At 61.4% G+C, this 23,171-nt stretch carries 24 protein-coding genes; 10 read left to right on the top strand and 14 right to left on the bottom strand.

The annotated features are described in order from the left end of the window. Nucleotides 1–54 precede the first annotated feature (54 nt). Nucleotides 55–933 (top strand): IclR family transcriptional regulator, encoded by an 879-nt coding sequence (locus tag GWG65_RS22655; protein WP_275197790.1) that lies wholly within the window; start codon nucleotides 55–57, stop codon nucleotides 931–933. Between the two features lie 85 nt (nucleotides 934–1,018). On the opposite strand, the gene allE is transcribed toward GWG65_RS22655, so the two are convergent. Together allE and GWG65_RS22665 are read right to left on the bottom strand one after the other, a co-directional pair. Continuing rightward, complete coding sequence (allE, locus tag GWG65_RS22660; RefSeq protein WP_275197791.1) at nucleotides 1,019–1,816, bottom strand: (S)-ureidoglycine aminohydrolase; 798 nt, start codon at nucleotides 1,814–1,816, stop codon at nucleotides 1,019–1,021. Nucleotides 1,817–2,066: 250 nt separating this feature from the next. Beyond that, nucleotides 2,067–3,035, bottom strand: a complete 969-nt coding sequence (locus tag GWG65_RS22665) for a LysR substrate-binding domain-containing protein (RefSeq protein ID WP_148740258.1) — start codon at nucleotides 3,033–3,035, stop codon at nucleotides 2,067–2,069. A 269-nt stretch (nucleotides 3,036–3,304) separates the two neighbouring features. Here GWG65_RS22665 and GWG65_RS22670 point away from each other — a divergent pair, with 269 nt between their 5' ends. From GWG65_RS22670 to GWG65_RS22690, 5 genes are all read left to right on the top strand, one after another. Beyond that, on the top strand, nucleotides 3,305–4,888 hold the full coding sequence (locus tag GWG65_RS22670) for an ABC transporter substrate-binding protein (RefSeq protein ID WP_275197792.1): 1,584 nt from the start codon (nucleotides 3,305–3,307) through the stop codon (nucleotides 4,886–4,888). Between the two features lie 149 nt (nucleotides 4,889–5,037). Then, nucleotides 5,038–5,679, top strand: coding sequence for an aspartate/glutamate racemase family protein (locus GWG65_RS22675; protein ID WP_275197793.1), 642 nt, complete (start codon nucleotides 5,038–5,040; stop codon nucleotides 5,677–5,679). Nucleotides 5,680–5,724: 45 nt separating this feature from the next. Continuing rightward, nucleotides 5,725–6,600, top strand: a complete 876-nt coding sequence (locus GWG65_RS22680) for a polysaccharide deacetylase family protein (protein WP_275197794.1) — start codon at nucleotides 5,725–5,727, stop codon at nucleotides 6,598–6,600. 32 nt (nucleotides 6,601–6,632) lie between these two features. Then, nucleotides 6,633–7,571, top strand: coding sequence for a polysaccharide deacetylase family protein (locus GWG65_RS22685; RefSeq protein ID WP_275197795.1), 939 nt, complete (start codon nucleotides 6,633–6,635; stop codon nucleotides 7,569–7,571). Nucleotides 7,572–7,631: 60 nt separating this feature from the next. Beyond that, on the top strand, nucleotides 7,632–8,750 hold the full coding sequence (locus GWG65_RS22690; RefSeq protein WP_275197796.1) for a M20 family metallopeptidase: 1,119 nt from the start codon (nucleotides 7,632–7,634) through the stop codon (nucleotides 8,748–8,750). Nucleotides 8,751–8,768: 18 nt separating this feature from the next. Here the strand turns inward: GWG65_RS22690 and GWG65_RS40470 are convergent, their stop codons facing one another. Beyond that, nucleotides 8,769–8,924: a hypothetical protein gene (locus GWG65_RS40470; protein WP_342760660.1), complete on the bottom strand. Its 156-nt coding sequence runs from the start codon at nucleotides 8,922–8,924 to the stop codon at nucleotides 8,769–8,771. Nucleotides 8,925–9,229: 305 nt separating this feature from the next. On the opposite strand from GWG65_RS40470, the gene GWG65_RS22695 reads away from it, so the two are divergent. Then, nucleotides 9,230–9,433 carry a hypothetical protein gene (locus tag GWG65_RS22695; protein ID WP_275197797.1) on the top strand — a complete coding sequence of 68 codons (204 nt, stop codon included), beginning with the start codon at nucleotides 9,230–9,232 and terminating at the stop codon, nucleotides 9,431–9,433. A 37-nt stretch (nucleotides 9,434–9,470) separates the two neighbouring features. Here GWG65_RS22695 and GWG65_RS22700 read toward each other — a convergent pair whose 3' ends face one another. The 10 genes from GWG65_RS22700 to GWG65_RS22745 form a co-directional block, all read right to left on the bottom strand. Next, nucleotides 9,471–10,472 (bottom strand): formate dehydrogenase subunit gamma, encoded by a 1,002-nt coding sequence (locus tag GWG65_RS22700; RefSeq protein ID WP_275197798.1) that lies wholly within the window; start codon nucleotides 10,470–10,472, stop codon nucleotides 9,471–9,473. 39 nt (nucleotides 10,473–10,511) lie between these two features. Next, nucleotides 10,512–11,108: a formate dehydrogenase FDH3 subunit beta gene (gene fdh3B, locus GWG65_RS22705; protein ID WP_007592757.1), complete on the bottom strand. Its 597-nt coding sequence runs from the start codon at nucleotides 11,106–11,108 to the stop codon at nucleotides 10,512–10,514. Between the two features lie 12 nt (nucleotides 11,109–11,120). Next, nucleotides 11,121–14,069, bottom strand: coding sequence for a formate dehydrogenase subunit alpha (locus GWG65_RS22710; protein WP_275197799.1), 2,949 nt, complete (start codon nucleotides 14,067–14,069; stop codon nucleotides 11,121–11,123). Nucleotides 14,070–14,081: 12 nt separating this feature from the next. Further along, nucleotides 14,082–14,291 (bottom strand): twin-arginine translocation signal domain-containing protein, encoded by a 210-nt coding sequence (locus GWG65_RS22715; RefSeq protein ID WP_275197800.1) that lies wholly within the window; start codon nucleotides 14,289–14,291, stop codon nucleotides 14,082–14,084. A 30-nt stretch (nucleotides 14,292–14,321) separates the two neighbouring features. After that, nucleotides 14,322–15,113 carry a molecular chaperone TorD family protein gene (locus GWG65_RS22720; RefSeq protein WP_275197801.1) on the bottom strand — a complete coding sequence of 264 codons (792 nt, stop codon included), beginning with the start codon at nucleotides 15,111–15,113 and terminating at the stop codon, nucleotides 14,322–14,324. A gap of 136 nt (nucleotides 15,114–15,249) precedes the next feature. Then, on the bottom strand, nucleotides 15,250–15,861 hold the full coding sequence (locus tag GWG65_RS22725) for a DUF3306 domain-containing protein (RefSeq protein ID WP_275197802.1): 612 nt from the start codon (nucleotides 15,859–15,861) through the stop codon (nucleotides 15,250–15,252). Next, nucleotides 15,858–16,370, bottom strand: coding sequence for a DUF3305 domain-containing protein (locus GWG65_RS22730; RefSeq protein ID WP_275197803.1), 513 nt, complete (start codon nucleotides 16,368–16,370; stop codon nucleotides 15,858–15,860). The genes GWG65_RS22725 and GWG65_RS22730 overlap by 4 nt, the downstream gene beginning before the upstream one ends. Then, a complete protein-coding gene (locus GWG65_RS22735) occupies nucleotides 16,367–17,374 on the bottom strand; it encodes a DUF6352 family protein (RefSeq protein WP_275197804.1) in 1,008 nt (335 codons plus the stop codon). Before GWG65_RS22735 ends, GWG65_RS22730 begins: the two co-directional genes overlap by 4 nt. Further along, complete coding sequence (locus GWG65_RS22740) at nucleotides 17,371–17,922, bottom strand: DUF6505 family protein (RefSeq protein ID WP_275197805.1); 552 nt, start codon at nucleotides 17,920–17,922, stop codon at nucleotides 17,371–17,373. Before GWG65_RS22740 ends, GWG65_RS22735 begins: the two co-directional genes overlap by 4 nt. Next, complete coding sequence (locus tag GWG65_RS22745; protein WP_275197806.1) at nucleotides 17,919–18,644, bottom strand: biotin/lipoate--protein ligase family protein; 726 nt, start codon at nucleotides 18,642–18,644, stop codon at nucleotides 17,919–17,921. The genes GWG65_RS22740 and GWG65_RS22745 overlap by 4 nt, the downstream gene beginning before the upstream one ends. A gap of 177 nt (nucleotides 18,645–18,821) precedes the next feature. Between GWG65_RS22745 and GWG65_RS22750 the strand changes: the two genes are divergently transcribed. Continuing rightward, on the top strand, nucleotides 18,822–20,792 hold the full coding sequence (locus GWG65_RS22750; protein WP_275197807.1) for a 4Fe-4S binding protein: 1,971 nt from the start codon (nucleotides 18,822–18,824) through the stop codon (nucleotides 20,790–20,792). Nucleotides 20,793–20,827: 35 nt separating this feature from the next. Here the strand turns inward: GWG65_RS22750 and GWG65_RS22755 are convergent, their stop codons facing one another. After that, the gene (locus tag GWG65_RS22755; RefSeq protein WP_275197808.1) at nucleotides 20,828–22,117 is read right to left on the bottom strand and encodes a c-type cytochrome; all 1,290 of its coding nucleotides are present in this window, start codon (nucleotides 22,115–22,117) and stop codon (nucleotides 20,828–20,830) included. Nucleotides 22,118–22,356: 239 nt separating this feature from the next. Here GWG65_RS22755 and GWG65_RS22760 point away from each other — a divergent pair, with 239 nt between their 5' ends. Together GWG65_RS22760 and GWG65_RS22765 are read left to right on the top strand one after the other, a co-directional pair. Continuing rightward, entirely contained in the window at nucleotides 22,357–22,632 is a 276-nt protein-coding gene (locus GWG65_RS22760) for a hypothetical protein (protein ID WP_275197809.1), read from the top strand. 101 nt (nucleotides 22,633–22,733) lie between these two features. Continuing rightward, a complete protein-coding gene (locus GWG65_RS22765; protein WP_275197810.1) occupies nucleotides 22,734–22,856 on the top strand; it encodes a hypothetical protein in 123 nt (40 codons plus the stop codon). Nucleotides 22,857–23,171: the final 315 nt, after the last annotated feature.

The following is a 23,171-nucleotide window of genomic DNA, read 5'->3' on the forward strand; positions in this document are numbered from 1 at the left end:
CAATAATGCGGCAAGCACCGCCCGCCATAACTATCTGATTTGCAAGGATTTTCAGTGAAGAGGCCGCGCCGACCCCGCCCGCCGGATCCGGCGTCTGCACCAGCACGTGGATCCAAGCCCGTCAAAATCACCAAGGCAGAACGCACCGGTCGGCGCGGCATTCAGTCGATCGAAATCGGTTTCAAGATCCTCGATTACCTGCGGACTGAGCTGCGACCCGTGCCGCTGAAGATGATCGCCGCCAACACCGGGATGTCAGCAGCCAACGTCCACTATTATCTCGTGAGCTTCCAGGCGGTGGGCATCGTTCGACAGGAGACCGACACCGGCTGCTATGCGCTCGGCCCCTACGCATTGAAGCTCGGCATGGCGGCCATCGAGCAATTCGACGTCTTCAGCGTCGCGCGGCCCACCATGACCGAACTCGCAACGACGATCGGCCACACGGTATTTCTCGGCGTGTGGGGCAATCGTGGACCGACCATCATCTATCGCGTCGAGGGCGGAGCCAGCCGCCCCATCATTGAGCTGCGTGTCGGAAGCGTCCTGAGCCTGCTGCGGTCCGCGCTGGGGCGAAACTTTCTTGCACATCTGCCGCGCTCCCTGACGAGCCAGATGCTGGATCAAGAGCTCAAGGAGGAACTCTCGCGCGAGACGCGGGTGGATGATGCGCCCACCACCAAGGCCGAGGTGGAGGAGATGATGGACACAATCCGGCGCGACGGCATAAGTCGTTGTCGCGATGCCCTTCTGCCGAACTTCACTTCTCTTTCCGCGCCGATTTTCGACCAAGGCGGGTTCATGATCGCGGCCATCACGATGATGGGACCTATCGGCATTCTCGACGATGACCTGAAAGGTCCGACCGCGACAGCGCTGACCGCGCACGCGCGCGCCCTCTCCGTGACCGCCGGCTGGCAACCCGAAGGCTGAAGTCGCCAGCCAGCGGTACGATCAGGCGGGAACGGGCGAGGCAGCGCGACGAATTCGGATGCAGCAGGCAGGAACGCAACGGTCGTTAGAGAACGACGTCGCGATTGACGTTCTTGTACAAGAGATAAACCGAGTGAGCCAGGCCGGTGGGATGGAATTGCTGCGGACAGAACGATCCCATCCAGATGAAGTCATCAACCCAGATTTCGTGCCAGGTATTGCCAAGATAATACAGGCCTTGACCTTCAAGCATGAATAATCCGTGCTCCATGATATGCGTCTCGACGGCTGGGAAGCAAACGCCGGGCTGGAAGAACATCAGGTTCATCTCGAAGTCGAAGCGCAGATCGCCCATGGGAAGCAGGTGTTTGAAGCCGCGACCCGCCAAGCCCGTGTGGTTCGTCATCGGCATGGCTTGCTGTTGACCGATGATCGCCCTTGGCGCGGCAATACCCTCGGCCGTCTCATAGCGCTTCTTGACGGCGATGACGCGGGCAGACGCCGTGGGATGACAGGACAGCGCGAAAGACACGCCGGGTGGAACGTAGACAAACGCGCCGGCTGTGAGCGACACCGGCGGGTCGGCGTCGATGCTAACGTCCACGCCTCCCGTCACGACATAGAAGAAGTGCTGCAGGTCCACACAGATCGGCTTGACTGTGCCGCCCGCGGGTTCGATTTCCAGCAAGTATTGGGCGAAACCGGCACCTAGCGTCGGGGCCGCCAGAAAACGCACGGTCGTGGACGCCCACGCCGGAAGCCGGCTTTTCAACACGCCTTCCGGCGGTATGAACGCGAAGTTGCGACCGACCACTCCGCGATTGTGACCGATCGATCCAGGAGGAACGGTGCCGGGCTGAGAAGGAAAATCAGTGGGATGCATCTGAGACCCCCGGTCTGTTAGCACGGGTTGTGGTTGCGCAGGTGGCGACCGGTTCGCCCGGCGTCAGCGGAGCGAAAATTGCGAGCTCTTTTTTCATGTGGGCGAAACTGATCCTGGTCATGCCAACGCCATTGGCTCGATCGGTGGGAGCGACGTACGTCGCAACGGGTGTCAATCCAAAACGCGTCAAAACAATCGTGCTTCCATCCTGATTCCATGTCCTGAATTCAGCCAGGACACGGAAAGAGCTTTAGCGATGGGCCGCGCCGCCCGGCTTGGGAAAAATATGGCGAACACTTGAACCCGCTTCGCGCTGGAGCCAGTTCCGGACAGCCATCATAACAGGATCCTTGCGCCGAACAGGCGAATGCAGAAGATACCAACCGGTACCGCGCATCAATGGTGGAAAAGACAGGGGAGCGATGAGCCGGCCGAGGTCGAGCTCGGACGTCACCAGGCTGGGATCGATGAGAGCAAAGCCGAGGCCGTTCATTGCGGCGTGGGCGGGAAGCACGTTGTTGGCGAAATGAAGCATTCGTTGTGGCTGCTCGCCATGCAAACCGATCATCGCGAACCACGCGGCCCAATCCCCTGCAGTGTCATCGGTGGAGATCAAGGCTTCAGTCAGCAAATGGGCCGGTTCGAGGAGCCTGCGCTGAACCGCGAGATAGGCAGGACTGCACATGGGTATCAGCCGATCGGCGAACAAAAAATGAGCATTCAGCCGCGGCCATTCGCCTCTGCCGTGGGCAATGGCTGCGTCGGGCGCGCCCTCGCGCAAGAGGTCCGGCAAATCCGCGTGCGTAAGCAGCCTGATCGTCAGTTCCGGCTGTTCACGGTGGAAGCGGGCGAAACGCGGCAGCAGCCAACCGGTGGCAAATGACGTTTGCACGCTCAATGCGAACGTCGAGCGGGGACGCTCCGATAGCAGGCGGGCGGTACCGCTTTCGAGCAGGTCAAAGGCCTCAGACACGACCGGAAGCCAGGTCCGGCCAAACTCCGTCAGCTGGAGCGACTGGGGGTGGCGGTCGAACAGCTTGCGACCGATCTGTGCCTCCAGCGCCTTCACATGTCGGCTGATCGCACCGGGCGTCACCGCCAGTTCATCCGCGGCCAGCGCAAAGTTGACGTGACGAGCGGCCGCTTCGAAGGCCCGCACCGCGTTGAGCGGGGGCAAACGGCGACGGGCCGTCGATCCGCGTTTCGAAAGCCGTGACACTGGCCAATCCTGCTTTGCTCGGTTCAGTCGCTGCAGCCGCCCGACCGAAGCCCAAAGGGAGGCTCAGTTTTTATCATGCTTAGCCGTAAAACAAGTGGTTTGATGTAAAATGAATTGCGACGGTAGGTTTCAGGGGTTCGCGCCGCGACAGTTGGCTTGGTGTGAACCAACGACATAAGATCGACCAGGGAGTGACCGGACACTGATCGTGATTGATGTGCTTCGCCCCAAAGGCGCGGTGAAGCATTTGGCAAACAAAAGGAGCTCCCGTGGGATTGCGTCAATTTATGCTGTCCGCCGCTCTTTCATTCGTTGGTGCCGCGGGTCTTTCCGTGACCGCGCATGCCGAAGACCGGGTGCTGAAGGTTTCGCTTCAGACCGAACTTCAGATTCTCGATCCGATCATCACTACCATCAATGCGACGCGCGTTTTCGCCTACCTCGTGTTTGACGAACTCGTCGCGATCGACAGCGAAGGCCATTACAAGCCACAAATGTTGTCCGGCTGGGACGTCAGTGCCGACCGGCTTACGTATACTTTCCATCTCCGCGACGGGTTGAAGTTCAGCGATGGTGCGCCCGTCACATCGGAGGATTGTATCGCCTCGATCGAGCGCTGGGCAAAGCGGGACGGCTTCGGTGCTCAACTCATGGACGCAGCGGATCGCTTCAAGATCATCGACACCAAGACCTTCGAGTTGAGTCTCAGGCGGCCATTCGCATTCGTCATCGATGCGCTTGGAAAGCCCGGCCATCAAATTCCGGTTGTGATGCCGGCGCGCCTGGCTCGCCTGGACGCGAATACAGCGGTGCCTGAAGTCATCGGTTCCGGGCCGTTCATTTTCCTGAAGGATCAATGGCGTGCCGGCGCCAAGGCGGTTTTTGCCCGCAACCCGAACTATGTTCCTCGTTCTGAGCCGGCGGATGGCCTCGCTGGCGGAAAGCTCGTGAGCTTCGACCGAATCGAGCTGTTGAGCATTCCCGACCAGTCGACGCGAGTTGCCGCTCTACAAAAGGGAGAAGTCGATCTTCTGGAGGTCGTCCCATACGACTACATCAATCTGTTGCGCAAAGATCCGAACGTTACGATTGGCAAGCAGCCGACGATCGCTCAGAACATGATTGCGATCAACGTCAATCACGCGCAGGCGCCCTTCGACAATCCGTTGATTCGGCGGGCCTTACAGGTTGCGGTCGAGCAGAGCGACGTCATGGCAGGTCTCGGCGTTCCGCCTGACATGTACCGCGTCTGCTATTCGATCTACATGTGCGGCAACAGCGGGAGCTCGGATGCCGGCACGGAATATTCCCGCGAGGTCGGGCCGAAGGCCGCGCAGAAGCTATTGAAGGAAGCTGGCTACAAAGGAGAGCCAGTGGTCTTCCTGCATGCAGGAACATCCGCCCTTCTCAATCCGGTCGGTTCGGTGATCGCGGACCAGATGAAGCAAGCTGGATTCAACATCGATTTTCGGACGTCGGACTACGCAACGGTTGCTTCTCGACGCTTGAAAAAATCACCAGGCGCGGATGGTGGTTGGGGCGTGACGCCCATGGTGATGACCGGGATCGATCTGCTCAATCCGCTCGCGCAGCAGATGGTGTCGTTAAACTGCATGGAGAACAACCCAGGCTGGTACTGCGCCCCCGCGATGAATGATCTGTTGAAGGTGTATTCGCAGGCGTCAACTGCGGCAGACAGCAACAAGTCCCGCGACGAAATACAGGCCGTTTTCCATAAGAACGTCAACTATGTTCTGGCGGGGCAATTCGCTGCGCCTCCGGCCTACCGTTCCGATCTCAAGGGCATGATCCCCTTCAGCTTTCCGGTCTTCTGGAACGTTCGTCGCGAGTGAGGGCTGGGACTCAACAAACTTCCTATTCCCGCCCTCCGACGTTCGGCTCTCGGACAATCGCGAAAATGCAACCCAGGATCCTCTACCAATTGACGAGCCCGATGCACCGGACCCTCGGTGCCGAGGAGATCGCGCGTCGGCGGACATACTTGTCCAGGGCCGCCTCATCTGATGTCACCATCGATGTGAGGCCGATCGAAAACGGCCCCTCGGCTGTCGAGTCCAACGCCGACGCGGCACTGGTGGTGCCCGAACTTCTGCGCTGCGTTCCAGGGTGGGTTGAGGCGAACTACGATGCCGTCATCATTGGCTGCTTCAGCGACCCTGGCATTGCGGCGCTACGAGACGTCACCGATATTCCGGTTGTTGGGCCGGGCAACAGCGCGATGCATCTCGCAGCTCAATTCGGCGAACGCTTTTCGGTGCTGTCATCCGATCCCACGCCCAAGGGGCTGATTGCTCGCCTTCGCTCCCTTGGGCTTGCCCAGCTCTTTGTCTCCGAACGCACGGCCGGCTGCTCTGTCCTCGATCTGGTCCGAAAGCCGGACGAGGCTTTCAATGGAATTTTGGAAGCGGCCCGCAGCTGTGTTGATGACGGCGCTGACATTCTAGTCGTGGGGTGTTTAGGCATGGGTTTCATGCCCCAGTTGACAGAGCGGCTGCAGGATCGCGTCGGCGTTCCAGTGGTCAATTCCGTTCTCGCCGGTCTCAAGGTCGCCGAAGCTGCCGTTAGCTTGCGTCTTCGGCGCGGGGCCAAGTCCGGCAACGGCAGCGATCGAGGCGCCGCCTGAGCCCCTTCTGTCGCCGGGCGGAGCCAGCCTTATCCGGGAAAATTGATGACAAATGTCGCGCTCGCCAATGAAGTCGAACAGCTGAAGGCCGCTGCCCTTGGATATGAGGCGCGGCATGTCCCCGTCGCGAATTTCAGCTATCCGCCCGGAGTACGGATGGCCGTGAATTTCACACTTGATTTCGACGCCATGCTGGCCCGGAGGCTTGCGAATGAGCCGCCGATGCAACGCGCGAAAGGGGAGTTCGGCGGCAGGATCGGCATCTGGCGCTTGCTGGAGATGTACGAAGCCCATGGGATCAAGGTCACGGTGTTCACCCCAGGGCGGATCTGCGAGCTTTATCCGGAGGCGCTCAAGCGAGCGGCCGGAGCCGGGCATGAAATCGCCGATCACATGTGGGAGCATCAGGTCCCCAAGGACAAGGCACTCGAGGAAAATCATCTGCTCAAGACGATTGCGGCGCTCGAACGCGTCACGGGCCGCCGTCCTGTCGGAACCCGTAGCGAACACAGCCCCGCATTGCTGTGCCGGGAAGGATTCATCTACAACTCATCGACCTCGTGTGCCTACACACCACTCTATCAGGACGACGAGAACGGCGCGAACAGGCTGCTGCAGTTGCCCGTGCATTTTGCGATCGATGACGCCATGTATTTCAGCGCCAACTGGGCCGGCAGCAAGACAAGTTCACAAAGACTTCTCGATCCCGACGAGGTTTTTGAGATGTGGTGGAGCGCGTTCTGGCATCAGTACAAGATCAATGGTTACCTGAACTTCATGCTGCACCCCTTCGTCTCCGGACGTGCTTCCAGGGTCGACATGTTGGAACGCCTGATCGTCGCAATGAAAAAGCTTCCGGGCGTATGGTTTCCAACCTGCGAAGAACTGGCGCGGCACTCGCTGTCCCAGCGCCCACTGTAAATCATCGCCATCGAGACATCAGGACCAGCCGAATGCCCTGGAAGCAGGACTACACCATCTCCGACGAAATCGGGATAAAGGATGCAGACGTGCGCTGGCCTGACGGCAAGCGCTGCGCCTTCGGCATTGTCGTCGATCTCAGTCCAGCCTCGACCCCCGCCGGCATCACGGAGAGTGATCTCAAGCATCCGACCACGCTGTTCGGCATGACCGTGGGGCTGCAGAGCGTCATGCGGTTGCTGAGGCGCTTCGGATTGCGCGCAACGTTCGTCGTCCCGACGGTGATGGCGGAGATCTATCCGGACCGGATCGAGGCGATTCGAAAAGACGGGCATGAGATCGCCGCCGGCGGATGGAAACATGAGGACGTCAGCACATTGCTCGTAGAGAACGAAAGGGAGCGGATTGAGCTCACCACGTCCACGTTGAAACGAATCGTTGGAACCCGGCCGAACGGCTGGTTTTCCCTGCCGCGCCAGCAAGACGCATTCGCAGTGGGCAGTATCAGCAAGGCGACCATGGGGTTGCTGATCGATGCCGGCTACACCTATATGGGCAACGGTCTCGCGGACGATGCGCCTCATTACTGGGTCGCTGACGTCCAGCAGTGCAAGACAATCCTGACGCTCCCATATCATTACAGCTGCGATGACCAGTTTTTTCTGATGTTTCCATCGGAGGGGACTGGCCTTGATCGGGTCAATGCACTGAAGCGAAACTGGCTTCGCGAGTTCGAGGCCCAATACCGACGTGGCAGGTATTTCAGTCTGACCGTTCATCCGAAGGGGATTGGCTGGGGACATCACGCCGAGGCGTTTGAAGAGATCCTCACCCACCTGACAAGCTTCCCGGATTTATGGAATGCGACTGGGTCCGAATGCGCGGGTCATTGGTCGACAACCTACCCTGCAGACACATTTCTTCGGCTTTCTCCGTCCATCTGGAAAGACCACGAGGGCAGCCTGAGCTGACGTATCGACGTCATCAGTGAGACGGCGCCAAGGATGTTGTCAGCAATTTGAGGAAGCAATATGCCAGAAAGATTTCAAGAACTCGAAGCGGAAGCGATCCTCGCTGGCCTGCGTCGTTGGGTGGAAATTGAAACACCGACCGGCGACGTTGAGAATATGAGGCGACTGCTCGATGTCGTCGCTGCCGATTTTGCACCGCTCGGTGCCAGCCTTGAGCGGATTCCCGGAAACAACGGAATGGGCGACCATCTATTGGTTCGGCTACCGTGGGGAGGCGGACCCGGCATTCTCTCGGTTTGTCATCTGGACACCGTGTGCGCTCCCGGATCGGTCGCGATGCGCCGCAACGGCGACCGTTTTCACGGCCCGGGCATCGCCGATATGAAGGCAGGCGGCTATCTGGCATTTAAAGCCGCTGAACATATTGCTGGTCTGGCTCACCAGCCGAACATGCCGCTCACAATTCTCTACACCTCGGATGAGGAGATCGGCTCGCCGACCTCGCGCGACATCATCGAGCGGTTGGCCAGGGAGTCTCGCTACGCCCTCATCGCCGAGCCGGCACGCAGGGACGAGGTGATCACGTTCCGCAAAGGACGCGCAAAATATCGCCTGGATGTCGAGGGACGGCAAGCGCACGCCGGCTCGGCCCACGCAAGTGGCCGCAGCGCCATCTCGGAGATCGCGCGCCAGATCGTAGAACTCGACAAATTGACCGATTACTCAACGGGAACGACGATCAACGTCGGTGAGATCGGTGGCGGGACCACACCGAACGTCGTTGCTGGCCACGCGTTCTGTACCATCGATGTTCGCTTTTCCAGCGCCGGAGCCGGTCGAGCAGTCGACGAGACGATCTTGTCCGCAGGGCCGATCAGTTGCGACGTGACAATCGCGGCAAGCGGAGAAATTGAAAAGCCCTGCCTTGAGCGGACCGCGGGCGGACTCATGCTGTTCGGGTTAGCGAAGTCAATTTCCCATGAACTCGGCGTCAGCCTGATCGAAACATCGAGCGGCGGCGGCAGCGATGGCAATTTTACGTCTGCAGTCGGCATCCCCACCTTGGATGGTCTGGGAGCGATAGGCAACGAGTGGCATTCCCCGAATGAATACGTTGTGGTTTCTGCACTTCCGCGGCGCGCCGAGTTGTTGCGACGAATGATCACCGATCTGGATTAGGGCGGCGAAAACAGCGTATCAAGTACGCGTCAATCCATTGATGATGTGGGCGCGCCTGGACCGCTTGCCCGGCGTCACGAAGAAGGTGACATAGTTCTCGGACCGCCCGTCGAGGTCGCCACTGGCGGGCTGCAGCCGGAGCGCATAGACACCCGACCGCCAATCATCGGGCACATCGAGCGCGCAGGTAGTCTGCCACTGGCAATCGTAGATGTCGTCACACTTTGGAAATGAATGGCGGCATAGTCGCGCGGCGAAAGCCGGAAGTCGTGCACGATGCCGGACCAGTGAGCATCGATCGCCCTGCGCGCGGGCGAGCGAGCTCAGTGGCAACAGGCGCAAACCATCGAGGACTGCTCCGCCCTTTGTCCAGCCGTCGGAACCCGAAAAAGCTCGGAAGGTGTGAGGCGGCTCACATCACCGGGGCGAATTAAAGCTTACTCCGTCCTGGCGGATGCCACTCCGGATGGAGATGTCAAATGAAACGCCTTCTGCTTTCGCTCGTCTCGGCTCTGATCGTCATCAGCGCGGCCAGCAGCATGCTCAGATCGCATGCACTTTTCCGCTCTGCACAGAGTGGCATGCCGAGCATTCAAGAGTTGCAAACAGGCCGAGCGGGCACGCTGCCGGAGCAGCAGATCGAGGACCGGTCCGTCCTGTTCGCCAGAGAACTGACGCGATAGAGCATACCGGACCCGCCACCTTCATCAGCTCCCCTGTTCATTCAGCCGCAGCGGTCGCGGGTTGCGGCGTTTGATCGTTCGGTCCAGTTCGCGCCATCTGCTCGTCGAGCCAGAGGCTGTGATGTTCGCGTGCCCAGTTGAGGTCGACCTCACCCGAGCCCATGGCCTCGAAAGCTCCCTCCATCCCGATCGTGCCGATGTAGACATGCGCAATCATTGCGGCCACGAAGAGTACGGCCACCACGGAGTGGATGATCTGGGCCATCTGCATGCCTTCGATGCCGCTGATGTAGAACGGGAACATCAGCTCGTATCCCGTTGCGGCAACAAGGCCGCCGCCGATCACGACGATCCAATAGATCATCTTCTGGCCGGCATTGAAGCGATAGGCCGGCGGATGATCATGGCCGACAATGCCCCCTCCCCGCTTGATCCAGGCAACATCCACCTTGTTCGGGAGGTTTCCCGCGACCCACATCAGGAAGATCAGGACGACGCCGACGGTGAACGGGAAACTCAGATAGTTGTGGGCATACTTCGCCCATTGCGACCACTCGGAGAAGGCTTCAAAACCGATCAGTGGCAATAGCAACGGCCGCCCGAAGGTGATGTTCAGACCCGAGATGGCGAGGATGATGAAGCAGGTGGCTGTCATCCAATGCACGAAGCGCTCAAACAGGGTGAAGCGCACGATGGTGCGTCCCGATCGCCCGCTTTCAAGCCGCACCATGCCACGGGTGAGATAGAAGATCACGAGCACAACCAGCATGCCGATAATCGCGACGCCGCCGATCCAGCGCAGCGTGACATTGCGAAACTCCCGCCATTCGCGCCCCTGTGGCTGCTCGAGCACGCCCGACCTCTGATCCGGAATGCTGACACGGCCCTGGATTCGGTTCAGCTCCTGCAGCAATTGCTGCTCCTTGACGGAGCTTGCGGTCGGGTTGACCTGCTGGGCGCTCGCTGGAGCCGCCATGATCACCAGAAGCAGCGCGCATGCGCCGAATGCCAGGCGAATGAGTCTTCCAAATGACGCCATCTGCGCCTCCCGGTATCGCGTCCTTGACTGCCGTCCGCGTCAGGACTCGATCGTCTCGCGATACGCGGTCTTCCAGCCCCACGCGCCGGAGCCGTAGCCGCGCTTCATCACGCGTTCCTTGTAGATCTGGGCGATAATCTCCCCGTCGCCGGCGAGCAACGACTTGGTCGAGCACATTTCGGCACACAGCGGCAGCTTGCCCTCCGCCAGCCGGTTCGCGCCGTACTTCTCGTATTCCTCCTTGCTGCCGTCGGCCTCCGGGCCGCCGGCGCAGTAGGTGCATTTGTCCATCTTGCCGCGCGAGCCGAAGTTTCCGACCTTGGGATATTGCGGCGCGCCGAACGGACAGGCGTAGAAGCAATAGCCGCAGCCGATGCAGAGGTCCTTGGAATGCAGCACCACGCCATCGGCGGTAGTGTAGAAGCAGTTCACGGGACACACAGCCGCGCAGGGCGCGTCGGTGCAGTGCATGCAGGCCATCGAGATCGAACGCTCGCCCGGCTTGCCATCATTGATGGTGACCACGCGGCGCCGGTTGATACCCCAGGGCACCTCATGCTCGTTCTTGCAGGCGGTGACGCAGGCATTGCATTCGATGCAACGGTCGGCGTCGCAGAGGAATTTCATACGTGCCATCGTCGTTGCTCCTTATGCCGCCGCGATTTGGCAAAGAGTGACCTTGGGCTCCTGCATGCCCGTGGCGGGATCATATCCGTAGGTCGTGATGGTGTTCGCGCTTTCGCCGAGCACGATCGGATCGGTCCCCTTCGGATAGGCGCTGCGAAGATCCTTGCCTGCTAGCCAGCCGCCGAAATGGAAGGGCATCCAGGCGACGCCCTTGCCGACACGCTCGGTGACGAGCGCCTTCATCCTCGCCCTGGAATTGTTCTCGGCGCCCGTGACCCAGACCCAGCCGCCGTCCTTGACGCCGCGATCGGCAGCATCGGCCGGATTGATCTCGATGAACATGTCCTGCTGCAATTCGGCAAGCCACGGATTGGTACGCGTCTCCTCGCCGCCGCCCTCATACTCGACAAGACGGCCTGAGGAGAGGATAAGCGGGAACTGCTTTGCAATCCCCCTCTCCACCGCAGCCTTCTGCACCGAGAAGCCGATATTGGGCATGCGGAACTGCTTGGCATCGGGCAGCGTCGGATATTTCTCGACAAGGTCGACACGTGGCGTGTAGATCGGCTCGCGATGGACCGGAATCGGATCAGGCAGGCCGAAGGCGTTCATGCGTGCCTTGCCATTGCCGTACGGCACGCAACCGTGTTTGAGCGCGACCCGCTGGATGCCCCCTGAGAGATCGAGCGACCACGACACCGAATCCGGATTGGTCGGATTAACCTTCATGATCGTAGCCATCTCCGCTTCGGTGAGATCTGTATCCCAGCCAAGCTTCTTTAGGCTCGCCAGCGTGAATTCGGGATAGCCGTCCTGGATCTCGGAATCCTTTGAGTAGGATTTGTCGGCCAGCAGGCTGACCTTGCGCGTGGAGCCGTCTGGCAGCTTCTCCTCGCGCTCGATGCCGAAGCGCGGCCGGAACGTGCCGCCGCCGTCCATCACCGCGAGATTGGTGTTGTAGAGCAGCGGCGTGCCGGGATGCCGGACCTCCGGCGAGCCCCAGCACGGCCACGGCAGGCCGTAATAATCGCCGCCGACCTCGGGATCGTCCTTGGGGGCACGCATCGTCAGCATGTCGAACTTCGCCTGGTTCTTCATGTGCGCCTTGAGCCGCTCAGGCGATTGTCCGCAATAGCCGGTCGACCAGCTGCCGCGGTTCATCTCGCGCAACACGTCTTCTGCTTCAGGCAGATTGTTCTCGACCTTGATTTTCCCGAACATCTGATCGGCAAAGCCGAGCTTTTTGGCCATCAGATAAATGACCTCGAGATCGTCCTTGGATTCGAAGATCGGTTTGACGATCTGCTCGCCCCATTGCAGCGAGCGGTTCGAGGCGACGCGCGATCCCTTGCACTCGAATTGCGTGGCCACCGGAAGAATGTAGACGCCATCCTTGCGGCCAGCCTCGACCGCCAGCGATGCCCAGGTCGTGGGATGCGGGTCGGCAATGACAAGTAGGTCCAGCGCCTTCAGGCCTTTGAGAGACTCCGGAATGCGCGTGATGCTGTTGCTGGCGTGTCCCTGAACGAACACTGCCCGCACGTTGTCCTTCTGAGCGACCTGATCTTTCGGCAGCGTCACCGCCTCGAACCAGCGGGTCAGCGGAATGCCGGGAGTCTCCATGATCTGCTTGGAATCGAAGCGCGACTTCAGGAACTCGTAGTCAACGTCCCAGACCCGCGACCAGTGCTTCCACGCACCTTCGGCGAGGCCGTAGTAGAACGGCAACGTCACGATATCGAGCCCAACGTCGGTGGCGCCCTGCACGTTGTCGTGGCCACGGAAGATGTTGGCGCCCATGCCCGGTCCGCCCACATTGCCGGTCAAGAGCAGCAGGATGCAGCTCGCCCTCACATTGGCGGTGCCGACGGTCTTCTGGGTCTGGCCCATGGCCCAGATCAATGTCGACGGCTTCTCGGTGGCGAACATCTTGGCGACCCGTTTGAGCTGTTCGCCGGGAATGCCGGCGACGCGCTCGACCTCTTCCGGATTCCATTTCTCCACTTCCTTGCGGAGATCATCGAAGCCGTAGACGCGCTGCCTGATGAATTCCTTGTCTTCCCAACCGTTCTGGAGGATGTGCCACATAATGCCATAGAGCACCGGAATGTCGGTGCCCGGACGCATCCGCACATATTCCGTCGCGTGCGCCGCGGTGCGCGTCATGCGCGGATCGATGACGATGAAGTTGGCCTTCTGCAGCTCTTTGCCCTCGAGCAGATGCTGCAACGAAACCGGATGCGCCTCGGCCGGATTGCCGCCCATGATCATCTGGGTCTTGGCATTGCGAATATCGTTGTAGCTATTGGTCATCGCGCCGTAACCCCAGGTATTGGCGACGCCCGTGACCGTGGTCGAATGGCAGATGCGAGCCTGATGGTCGGTGTTGTTGGTGCCCCAGAACGCCCCGAGCTTGCGGAACAGATAGGCGCCTTCGTTGGTCATCTTGGCCGAGCCGAGCCAATAAACCGAATCTGGCCCCGATTTTTCGCGAACCTCCAGCATCTTATCGCCGATCTCGTTGATCGCAGTTTCCCAGGCGACTCGCGCCCATTGCCCGTTCACGAGCTTCATCGGATAGCGCAAACGCCGTTCGCTGTGCACCAGCTCGCGTACGGAAGCACCCTTCGCGCAATGAGATCCGCGATTGATGGGGGAATCCCAGCTCGGCTCCTGGCCGATCCAGACCCCGTTCGACACCTCCGCGGTCACGGTGCATCCGACAGCACAATGCGTACAGATGCTTTTCTTGACGGTGGCGCCGGCGGTCAGCGGACCCGCCATGGCCGCGTCCGCCTTGCGCACGCCGGAAATCGGCATGGTCCCGAGTGCCGCGAGCGCGCCGCCCGCAAGACCAGACCGACGCAGGAAGTTGCGGCGATCGAGACCGCCGATCTGCCCTGCCAGGGTGTCCGCGACTGAGCCGCGACGGTCGGATCCGAAATGCTCTTGTGTTCGCTTGATAAGCACAGGCAGCCTCCCTCAGGCGGGATAGCGGTTGACGCGATAATAGGCCTTCACGTGATCGGATTCCTTGTAGCGCGCCTTGCGCTTCTCATCACTGTTCTCGCTGTCGGCCTGCGCGGAGCCGACGAGCGGCGTCGCCAGCGTGGCGCCAGCGCCTACGGTGCCGATGCCAACCTTGCAGAGGAAGTCGCGCCGTCCGACGATCGCCTTCTTTTCATCACTCATCGCATCTCTCCGGGACCAGCCTGCGCTTGGTCACTTGGCGAACGAAAATGCTTGTCTCTCGATCTCGATAAACAGGTGGCCGAACGTGCCGACCGCGCGATAGAACCTCGCGCTCGCCGCCTGCTCCATGTCGGCAAACAGACGTCCCATCCAGGACGAAACGTGCTTTTCGAACAACGCACGCTGCGCAACGAACGGCACTTCCAAGCGGCCATCGGCCATTCCGGCCATGATCTCGCAGAGGATGGCAGCATGATCCTCAGGTTCGGAATTACCCTCAGCGCGCGCGATGCCGAGTGCCGCGAGATCGGCCCGCAACCGTGACAGCGGCCGTTCATTGAGGAAGCCGGTTAAATAGTAGGAGGCGTAGGGCAATAACTCGCCGCGGCCGAGACCAACGAACAGGTCAAAATATTCGCGTTCAACCTGAGCTGCGGTCCTGCGCGAAGCGGCCTCCGCCAAGGCGGCATGAGCCTGACCGAGTGGTGTGCCGTCTCCGCTCAAGCCCGTAAGCCGATCGAGCAATCTCTTGGACGGCGCAGCCGCGAGCAAGGCGGCGAGAAGGACATATTCCTGCGCTCGCGCGATATCGATCGGATCGATGCTGTGTCGCGATACCGTGCCCTCGTGATGGTGATCAGGATAGAGATCTGGACGCAGTTCGGTGCGGAGAACACCCGTTGCCGCTTCCACCGCAATCACCCGCTGAGCGGGTATCTTGCTCCAGTTCGAAATCGAGGGCTGGCTGATGTGGATTTTGCGCGCAAGCTGGGCCACGCCGCCTGCGGCGTCAATGGCGCGATTAAGCCCGGCGTCACGCACATGGACCTCCGTTGCCTGAGACCCTCGAGTGACCAATTTTTATTTGCGCAACAAAGCGCTAGCAGAGCCTAGACCTGGTTCCGCAGACGGTCAATCGCCGCTCTATAGGTTGAGGCTATAGCCTTTGGTCGCAACACTATTGAGGCAGGGCACCGCCATGAATGCGGCGCCGCACTGTATCGGCCTCCGAGATCGGTTGCGATGCAACGGGAGCCGCGATCTCCCTGGGGACGGCTTCATCGGGCGTCTCTGTAAGCACAGCAGAGTGCGCAATATCCCCATTCGGAACGTCCGAGGACTCCTGCAATTGCGTCGGCGCGTCAGGCTGTGCCTCTGCGGCGTCACGCAGACCCCCGACGATCCGGTCGACCCAGGCTGCCAGCTCCGCCTGCGAGCAATCGAGCGGTCCGAAGCCCGGCATGGCATTCGGATCGTTGAAGTCCCACGCGTTCTCGGCGAGCCCCACGAAATCGCGGATCGCCGGATCGGCCGTCCAGGCGCGGCGAAGAGCCGCTTGCATCAATTCCGGCGGAATACCTTTGCGCAGGAACGCGGTGATGTCGGTCGCGGCGGTGATCGCATCGATCGACGGCAAACTCCCGAGATCCACATAAGGTTCGGCCTCGGCCGCCGGGGACGGCACCGGGGCTTCACCGGCCGGCCGCGCTGTTTCCGGCGCCAGCCGAGCATCCGATTTTGACTCGCGCTTGCGGCGCGACCAACGTGCGAGAAACTCTTCCTCGGTCATTCTTGCCCGCCTTCGTGCTGCCGACGCGCCAGGGCCTCGGGATCGGCGCGTCGTCGCTCGCGTTTGACGAACTCTCTCTCGACGTGGTGTTCGGCGATAAAGCTTTCAATCACCTCGCGCACCACCTCGGGCATCGGTACGGCTTCAACCAGATTGTCAGCGGCCTCGGTAAACCCCTCCCCTTCCGCGGGATCAGCGGTCGCTGCGGCGATCGCATAAGGCCAAGCCCCCTCGGATGGGCTCAAGACCACCCAGATGCTCGGCGTGCCGGAGGCAACATTGTCGCGGTAACGCGCGGTTTCCGACACGTACAGATCAACCGTTGCGCTGCCGGCATAGAAACAGGTCGTGCCGCCCTGCTCGCGCAAGATTGTCCAGGGCTCCGCGTCCGGTTTGTCAGGCAACACGGCGGCGCTCCGCCAGATGAAATCGCCCCAGGGCGAATCCGCCTTGCGCCGTTCGACGACGATGCCGACGGGGATACGCTGGAGTGGCAGGGCAACGCTCATGACATGGTTTCCAGGCGCCTGATCGGGAGTCCCGTCAACAGGTTTTGTGGCTTCATCCGGAGCTTCTGATCGGCTGTCATCGCCAGGATCAGATAGACCGGCTCGCCCCGCAAGGTCTCCATAACGAGCCGAGGATCCGCAAATGTCAGGCGAAACAGCGAAAGAATTCGCTCTGCGCTGGGCCCGTCAAGCTCCTCGCCGTGCCAAAGCCGATCGCCCGTCTTGGTGGCGTCAGCGTCCAACCCGACATACCAGGCCAGCTTTACCTCGCGCAGTTCCGTCAGCGGTTCAATGGCAACCTCGATCCCGAGCAGATGGGAGACCCAGCGTGTCATCGCCTGTGCCAGCGCGCGAGACCCTCGCCCACCCGCAGTGAGATCGAGGGCCATATCGAACTGGTCGCTGCGTTTCCAATAGCTTTCGGCGTTTTCCTCGCTCAAGACATCGAGCTGGGCGTCAGTCTTGCTGCCCAGCATCGAGATCAGCGACAAGATAGGCGTCGGGCTGAGCCCGCCGACAACCTCTTCATCGCCAAGCAGCAAGGCCTGTTCATGCGGAAGGATCCGCTGCGGCCGGAAGAACAGCTCGGCGGCGCGCAGCACAAACGCATCGTCGTTGCCGTCAAGCGCATTGCGCAAGATCACGTGCACGAGCTGATTGATGAACAGCGGCGGCAGGTCATTTGACGACGAACGCAGGACCGCAAGATACGCAGCTTCGAGCGTCGGGTGCCGCAACATGAGATCGCGAAACGCCACCACGAGGCGCCAGTTCTCCCGCGCGTCCTCATCGGAGATCGCAGCGACCTCGTCGGCTCCAACCGGCCGGCGCGGATCAGCAAGCATCTCACGATGCAGTCTTCGTTCGACCGGGCACGCGTCCTTCGGCGGCATCAGCTCGGGACGGGCAAAACAAGCCTTCAAGAATTCGTCGGTGACACGAAGCCCGCCGCTCTCGTCACGATCGAGTAGATGATGGCCGCATGCGATCCAGAAATCTCTCATCGGAGGGGCGGCTCCTGGCCCCCATCAGAATAGTCAAGATCACTGTCGGCTTTGACATCATCCTCGATTTCCATGAACGAGAACGCCTTGCCATGCCGCTGCCCTTCCCGCAGTTGCAGCTTGCGGAAGCCCTCGTGGACTTCGCCATCGCCCGCCGAGCGGTGGACGGCAATGAGCGAGCTGATCGGGTGCGCGCAGAGCGACTGCGCAAAGGTGACTTCCTCTTCCGCAGCGGCCCTCGCAATCGCCACGTCCGGTGCGCCGAACCGATCAACGAGTTGCCTTGCAAGGAGTTCGATCAGCACCTGGCAATCATCCTCGGTCGCCGGAACAATCTGCGCCAGCGTCGACCATCCCCAGGATTGCACGCCGAGAAAGCCGCTGCGGAAGGCGGCGCGCGCCTTTCCGCTTAGCTTCGCCGGATCCTGATCGCAGAAGCGGAAGGCGCCGGAGACGGCCCACTCGCCTGGCATTGCCGGCACGTCGAACGTGAACGTATCAGAGACATCGAGCGCGATGGTGCGCAGAAGTTTCGCAGCCTTTTTCACGACCTTGGCCCTCCGAGCTTCGGATCGAGCCACGATGGCGTGGCGAGCGCCTTAACAAGGTCTGCCCGCTCGGTCGTGTCACTACCCGTGCGGCGCGTGAGCAGATCGCCGCAATCATCGATGCGTCGAACCATCTGCCGCTCGCGAGGGATGCGGCTGAGATAGTCGCGCGCGACGCTGTCAAATCCATCGACCTGCCAGCTGTCGATCGCCCGCATCAGGTGCCGCGCAAAGCTCTCTGTCAACTGCACTGCGCCGGCTTCGCCGAACCCTTCCTCATCCAGGGCGGAGGCAAGCGGGCGAACACCGGGATCACGATCGTTCATCATGACTGTCCGGATCATGGCCCCGAATACGAGCCAGCCCGGCGGCTCATCCTCGTCCGCGGATGCGGGCCAACCAAGCCGTCCCCCTCCGACCAGCCCACCGTCAATCCTCACCGCATCGGGCCAACCGACCGCAACCTCCTTGGCCGGCGGCGCATAGGCGCGCAGGGCGTCCGTCAGAGCAACCATGCCGGCGTAAAAGGCGCGGCGTGCGGTGGTCAGCCGCTCGGCCGGCTCCAGCACCACCGCGAACTCGGCGAGGTCGAACCGCCCTACATAGACCAGCGTGCCGGCACCGCTTTCGGGTGCAATGCGGCATGCATGGGCGAACGCATCTCCGCTCTCGCGCAACCGGACCAAGGTAAAGGGCGGCGGCAATTGGATCTGTTCCGCCATGGAAGCGTGGCTGGTTGGGATCGACCGCAGGCCTTCCTCCACTTTCTCCTTTTTCCCGATTGACAATATTTATACGAAGCGAAGGATCGGTGCGAGTCCGTCATTCGTCGCCTTCTCGGAGGGATGAACCTGGAGCAGCCAGCGAAGACCATCCTGATTTGCTCGTGTGAAGACACGATGCGGCTTGACGTGGCCGCGATCAAGCGCGGATGCGGCAATGGCGACATCAGGAGTTTTCGTCACCTGTGCGGCGCCGAGCTCGGCCACTTTAGCGCATGCGCAAAGGCAGAGGGCCCTCTGACCGTTGCCTGCACGTATCAGCAATCCTTGTTTGCAGAGGAAGCCGGCGAGCGTTCCGCGCCCATCGCTTTCGTGAACATTCGCGAGACGGCGGGCTGGTCGACCGAAGGCGCGCAAGCGGGCCCCAAAATGGCAGCGCTGCTCGCAGCGAGCGCCGTGCAGGCGCCCGATTATCCGCTGGTCACGCTTGCGAGCGACGGGGTCATCCTGATCTATGGCAGGGACGAGGCGGCGATCGAAGCCGGGAGGCTGCTTTCGGGTCACCTCGATGTGACGGTGATGCTGAGGGACCCGGGCGAGATCGTCTCGCCTCTGGCAACGCCCTTCCCGGTCGTTAAGGGAACGATCCGTAACGCCAGAGGACATTTTGGCGCTTTCGAGCTCACCATCGACGACTACGCTCGCCCGCATCCCTCCTCACGCGATCACTACGTCTTTGAAACTCCACGCAACGGCGCCACCTCGCGTTGCGACATCATCCTTGACCTATCGGGAGAGAGACCGCTGTTTCAGGCGCATGATCTGCGCGACGGTTACCTGCGGGCCGATCCCAAGGACCGGGGCGCGATGCTCTGCACCGTCCTGAGCGCGCGTGATCTCGTCGGGCGTTTCGATAAGCCTAAATACGTCGAGTTCACGCCCGATCTTTGCGCCCACTCGCGCTCGAATCTGACCGGCTGCCATCGCTGTCTTGATCTATGCCCCACGAATGCGATCACGCCAGCCGGCAATCATGTTGCCATTGATGCCGAGATTTGCGCCGGCTGCGGCCAATGTGCCGCCGCCTGTCCGACGGGCGCCGCGTCCTACGCGTTGCCGCCCGCGGACACCCAGCTTCAGACCATCCGCGCCGTGCTCCTCGCCTATCATCAGGCGGGTGGATCGAACCCCGTCCTGTTGCTGCACGACCGCCAACACGGCACGCCGTTGATCGACGCGCTGGCGCGGCACGGGGATGGCCTGCCTGCCCACGTCATCCCTCTGGCCGTCAACGAGGTGACGCAGATCGGGCTTGAGGCCGTCATCGGCGCATTTGCCTACGGAGCGACCGCGTTCCGGTTTTTGCTCCGCGGCAAGCCGCGACATGACGTGACTGGACTGACCCAAACGATCAACATGGCAGAGACCATCCTTGCAGGCCTCGGATTTGACGGGCGCCGGGTCACTGCGATCGAAACTGACGATCCGGATTCAATGCTCGAGCAACTGTGGGGCATCGAGCGGTATGCTGCGGTGAAGACGCCTGCGACGTTCAAGACCGTCGGCAAGCGGCGCGACCTGCTTCGCTTCGCGTTGAGCGAACTGCATCGCCTCGCGCCGAATCCGGTCGACGTCATTGCCTTGCCTCAGGGCGCTCCGATTGGCGCAGTGAGCGTTGATACCGGTGGATGCACGCTGTGCCTGTCCTGCGTTTCCGTCTGCCCGACCGGCGCGCTCCGCGACGATCCTGACCGCCCGATGCTCAAATTCGTCGAAGATGCCTGCGTGCAATGCGGCCTCTGCCAGAGCACCTGTCCCGAGAAGGTCATCACGCTGAAGCCCCAGATCGATTTCCGCGCAGGTCGCGCGCCCGCGATTGTGATCAAGGAGGAAGAGCCTGCGCTTTGCATCCGCTGCGGCACGCCGTTCGGCGTGAAGAGCACGATTGATCGCATCGCGGGCAAGCTCGAGGGCCGGCATTGGATGTATCCGGCGGGCGACAAGCGCCTCGACGCCATCAGGATGTGCGCGGATTGCCGCGTGATCGTGATGAGTGAACAGCGGTTCGATCCGTTTGTGGGCGTGCCAGAACGCGCGCCGCCCCGAACCACCGAGGATTATTTGCGCCGGCCGGACAGCAAGACCTGAGCGCGAACGTCCCTCGTTTGCGTTGGGGTCCTCGCCTATCGCGAGGTCGCCCGGGCCAGGAAGTCGGTCAACGCGCGACGGTCTTCGGCCGATCCGATGCGCTGCTCCGGCATCTTCGTTCCCGGCGTGTAGGCGTTGGGTCCGACTTCAAACAGCTTTGCGACGGTCTCGGGGGTCCAGACGATATCCATCGTCTTGAGCGCCTCGGAAAACCGATAGCCGGGGAGCGAGGCGATTTTCCGTCCGAACAATCCGGCAAGCGTTGGCCCTGCACGTTGCGGCTCCTTGGCCGACAGTGTGTGACAGGCAACGCAAGCGCGAAAAACATCGGCACCATGATCCCCCGCATAGGCGGCCAGCGGATCCGCTGATGTCCCGAACAGGTTCGAACCGACCGGCTCGCCGGTATGCACGTTCCAGCGCCGGATCCTTCCGTCCGCACCTCCGGTCACGAGCGTTGCCGCATCATGCAGGAACACGACGGACCAGACCGGGAAACCGGGTCCCACCAGTGTCCGCAACACACTCCGCGACTTGCGCTCCACAATGGCAACGGTGCCGCCGATGCCTGCAGCGGCGATCAGGGTCCCATCATCGGAAAGCGCCAAAGCGACGATCGGTGCCGAGCCTGCGGCCACCTCGCCCGCCGGCTCTCCGTCCGCAGTCAGCATGCGCAGCTTGCCGTCAGCCCCTGCCGCGACGATCTCGCCATCGGGCGCGATGGCGACGGCGTTCAATGGCGCCGGCAGTTCCACCATTTCAGGCCGGCCTTCCGGTAAACGCCAGATGCACAACGCACGATCATAGCCGACGCTCACGAGCGACATGCCGTCCGGAGCGAAGGCGACGCCATTCACATTCTGCGCGTGACCTTCGAACTCGCGGGAGGCGCCATCAGCCAAGGACCAGAGCCGCACGCTATGGTCCCAAGAGGCCGAGGCGAGCGTCGATCCGTCCGACGCCACGGCGAGTGCCACGACGGGACCGGTATGCCCCTCCAGGACTTGATCAGGCTGTGGCCGGCCGGCCGTCCATACCGCAAGCCGGGCGTCGGCCCCCGCGGTGATCATGCGGCCGTCCTGCAGGAAAGCAACGGCATTGATAGCGCCCGCATGATGCCGCAACACCTCGCCCGCTGCGTCGGTTTTCAGCGACCAGCGGATGGCGGACGTATCGAAGCTGCCCGACAACAGACTGTCGCCGTCAGCCGAAACCGCGAGCGCACGGACGGGGCCGCCGTGACCCGCAAGCTGCGCGTGCGCCGCTGACGTAGCAACAACCTCCAGGAGGGTCGCGGCGACCCGGGCGCACGAAGCCCATCCCATCAATCTCTGCCGACCATGGTCACGTCCGTGCCTTCAACAAAGTCCGAAATAGACGTCCGCGGCATCACCTCTACTTCTCCGGCGCCACCACCTTCTTGGACGAGCCCACGGCGTGATCCTCCGTCGGAGCCAAGCTTCAACGAGGAAGGATCGAGATCAGTTCCTGGATGCGCACTTGGTCAGTTCGCCCATCGTCGGCATTCTTCACTTGAATGGCGGCAGCGCGAGTCCTAGCTTTAGTGCGTTACGTCTTTGCTCGTCATGTCAAGGAAGACGGCATGCAGGGGCAATCGAGGCCATGGCTGCGAATGATCTCATGGCTACGCGCCGTGCGCGTGCTCTTGATTGCTCCAGATCCAGCCGCCCGAGAAGCTTCGCCTCTCCTCGTCCTCACGGTCGTCGTGCTCATGCTGCTCCTCGCCATATTGGAAATGGATTTGCACAGCGCCGACCTTGAATCGCTGGGGTTAATGGGCGATGCATTTTCAATCGACCCTGTTTTTAAGAGCCCTTAAAGCCGGCAGCAACGGCGGCGAACTCTAGATCGTTCGTCACAGTTGCTCGCAGGAAGCGGCGTCGTAAGATGAGTATGGCTTGTAAATGATGGAGTTTGCGCATGAAGGCTTTTCTGCTCGGTTGCGCTGCAGCCATTGTGATCGCAATTGCAGCAATGGCGCTCTTGGATCAGGTTCAGGAGCCCGTCGCCCAGGCGTTTGCTACAACCGGTGTGCGCCTGTAAGACCGCCCGCCGCAACAGGCGCCGCGGCGGCCGCTTGATGCTGGGCTACGATCTGCACCAGATGGAGTGCGGGCTTGGATGACATCGCGATAAGGCGATCGGTTGTTGGAGCATTGATCACGCGCCGAGGGCGGAATGCGATCAGGCACATCAAGCGTGGCCGTTCTCTCATGGTCGTCTGAGCCAACTGCGACTTCCAGCAACATGAGAAAGCTCTTCGTCGGAGCGCTGGCCTGAGGCGTGTCACCCATCGGCGAGCCGTCACGAATATGAGCAATCAACCCCGTCGCTTTATCGTACCCAGTGCGGGCATTG

Source organism: Bradyrhizobium sp. CSA207 (genome assembly GCF_029051685.1).
Classification (GTDB): domain Bacteria; phylum Pseudomonadota; class Alphaproteobacteria; order Rhizobiales; family Xanthobacteraceae; genus Bradyrhizobium.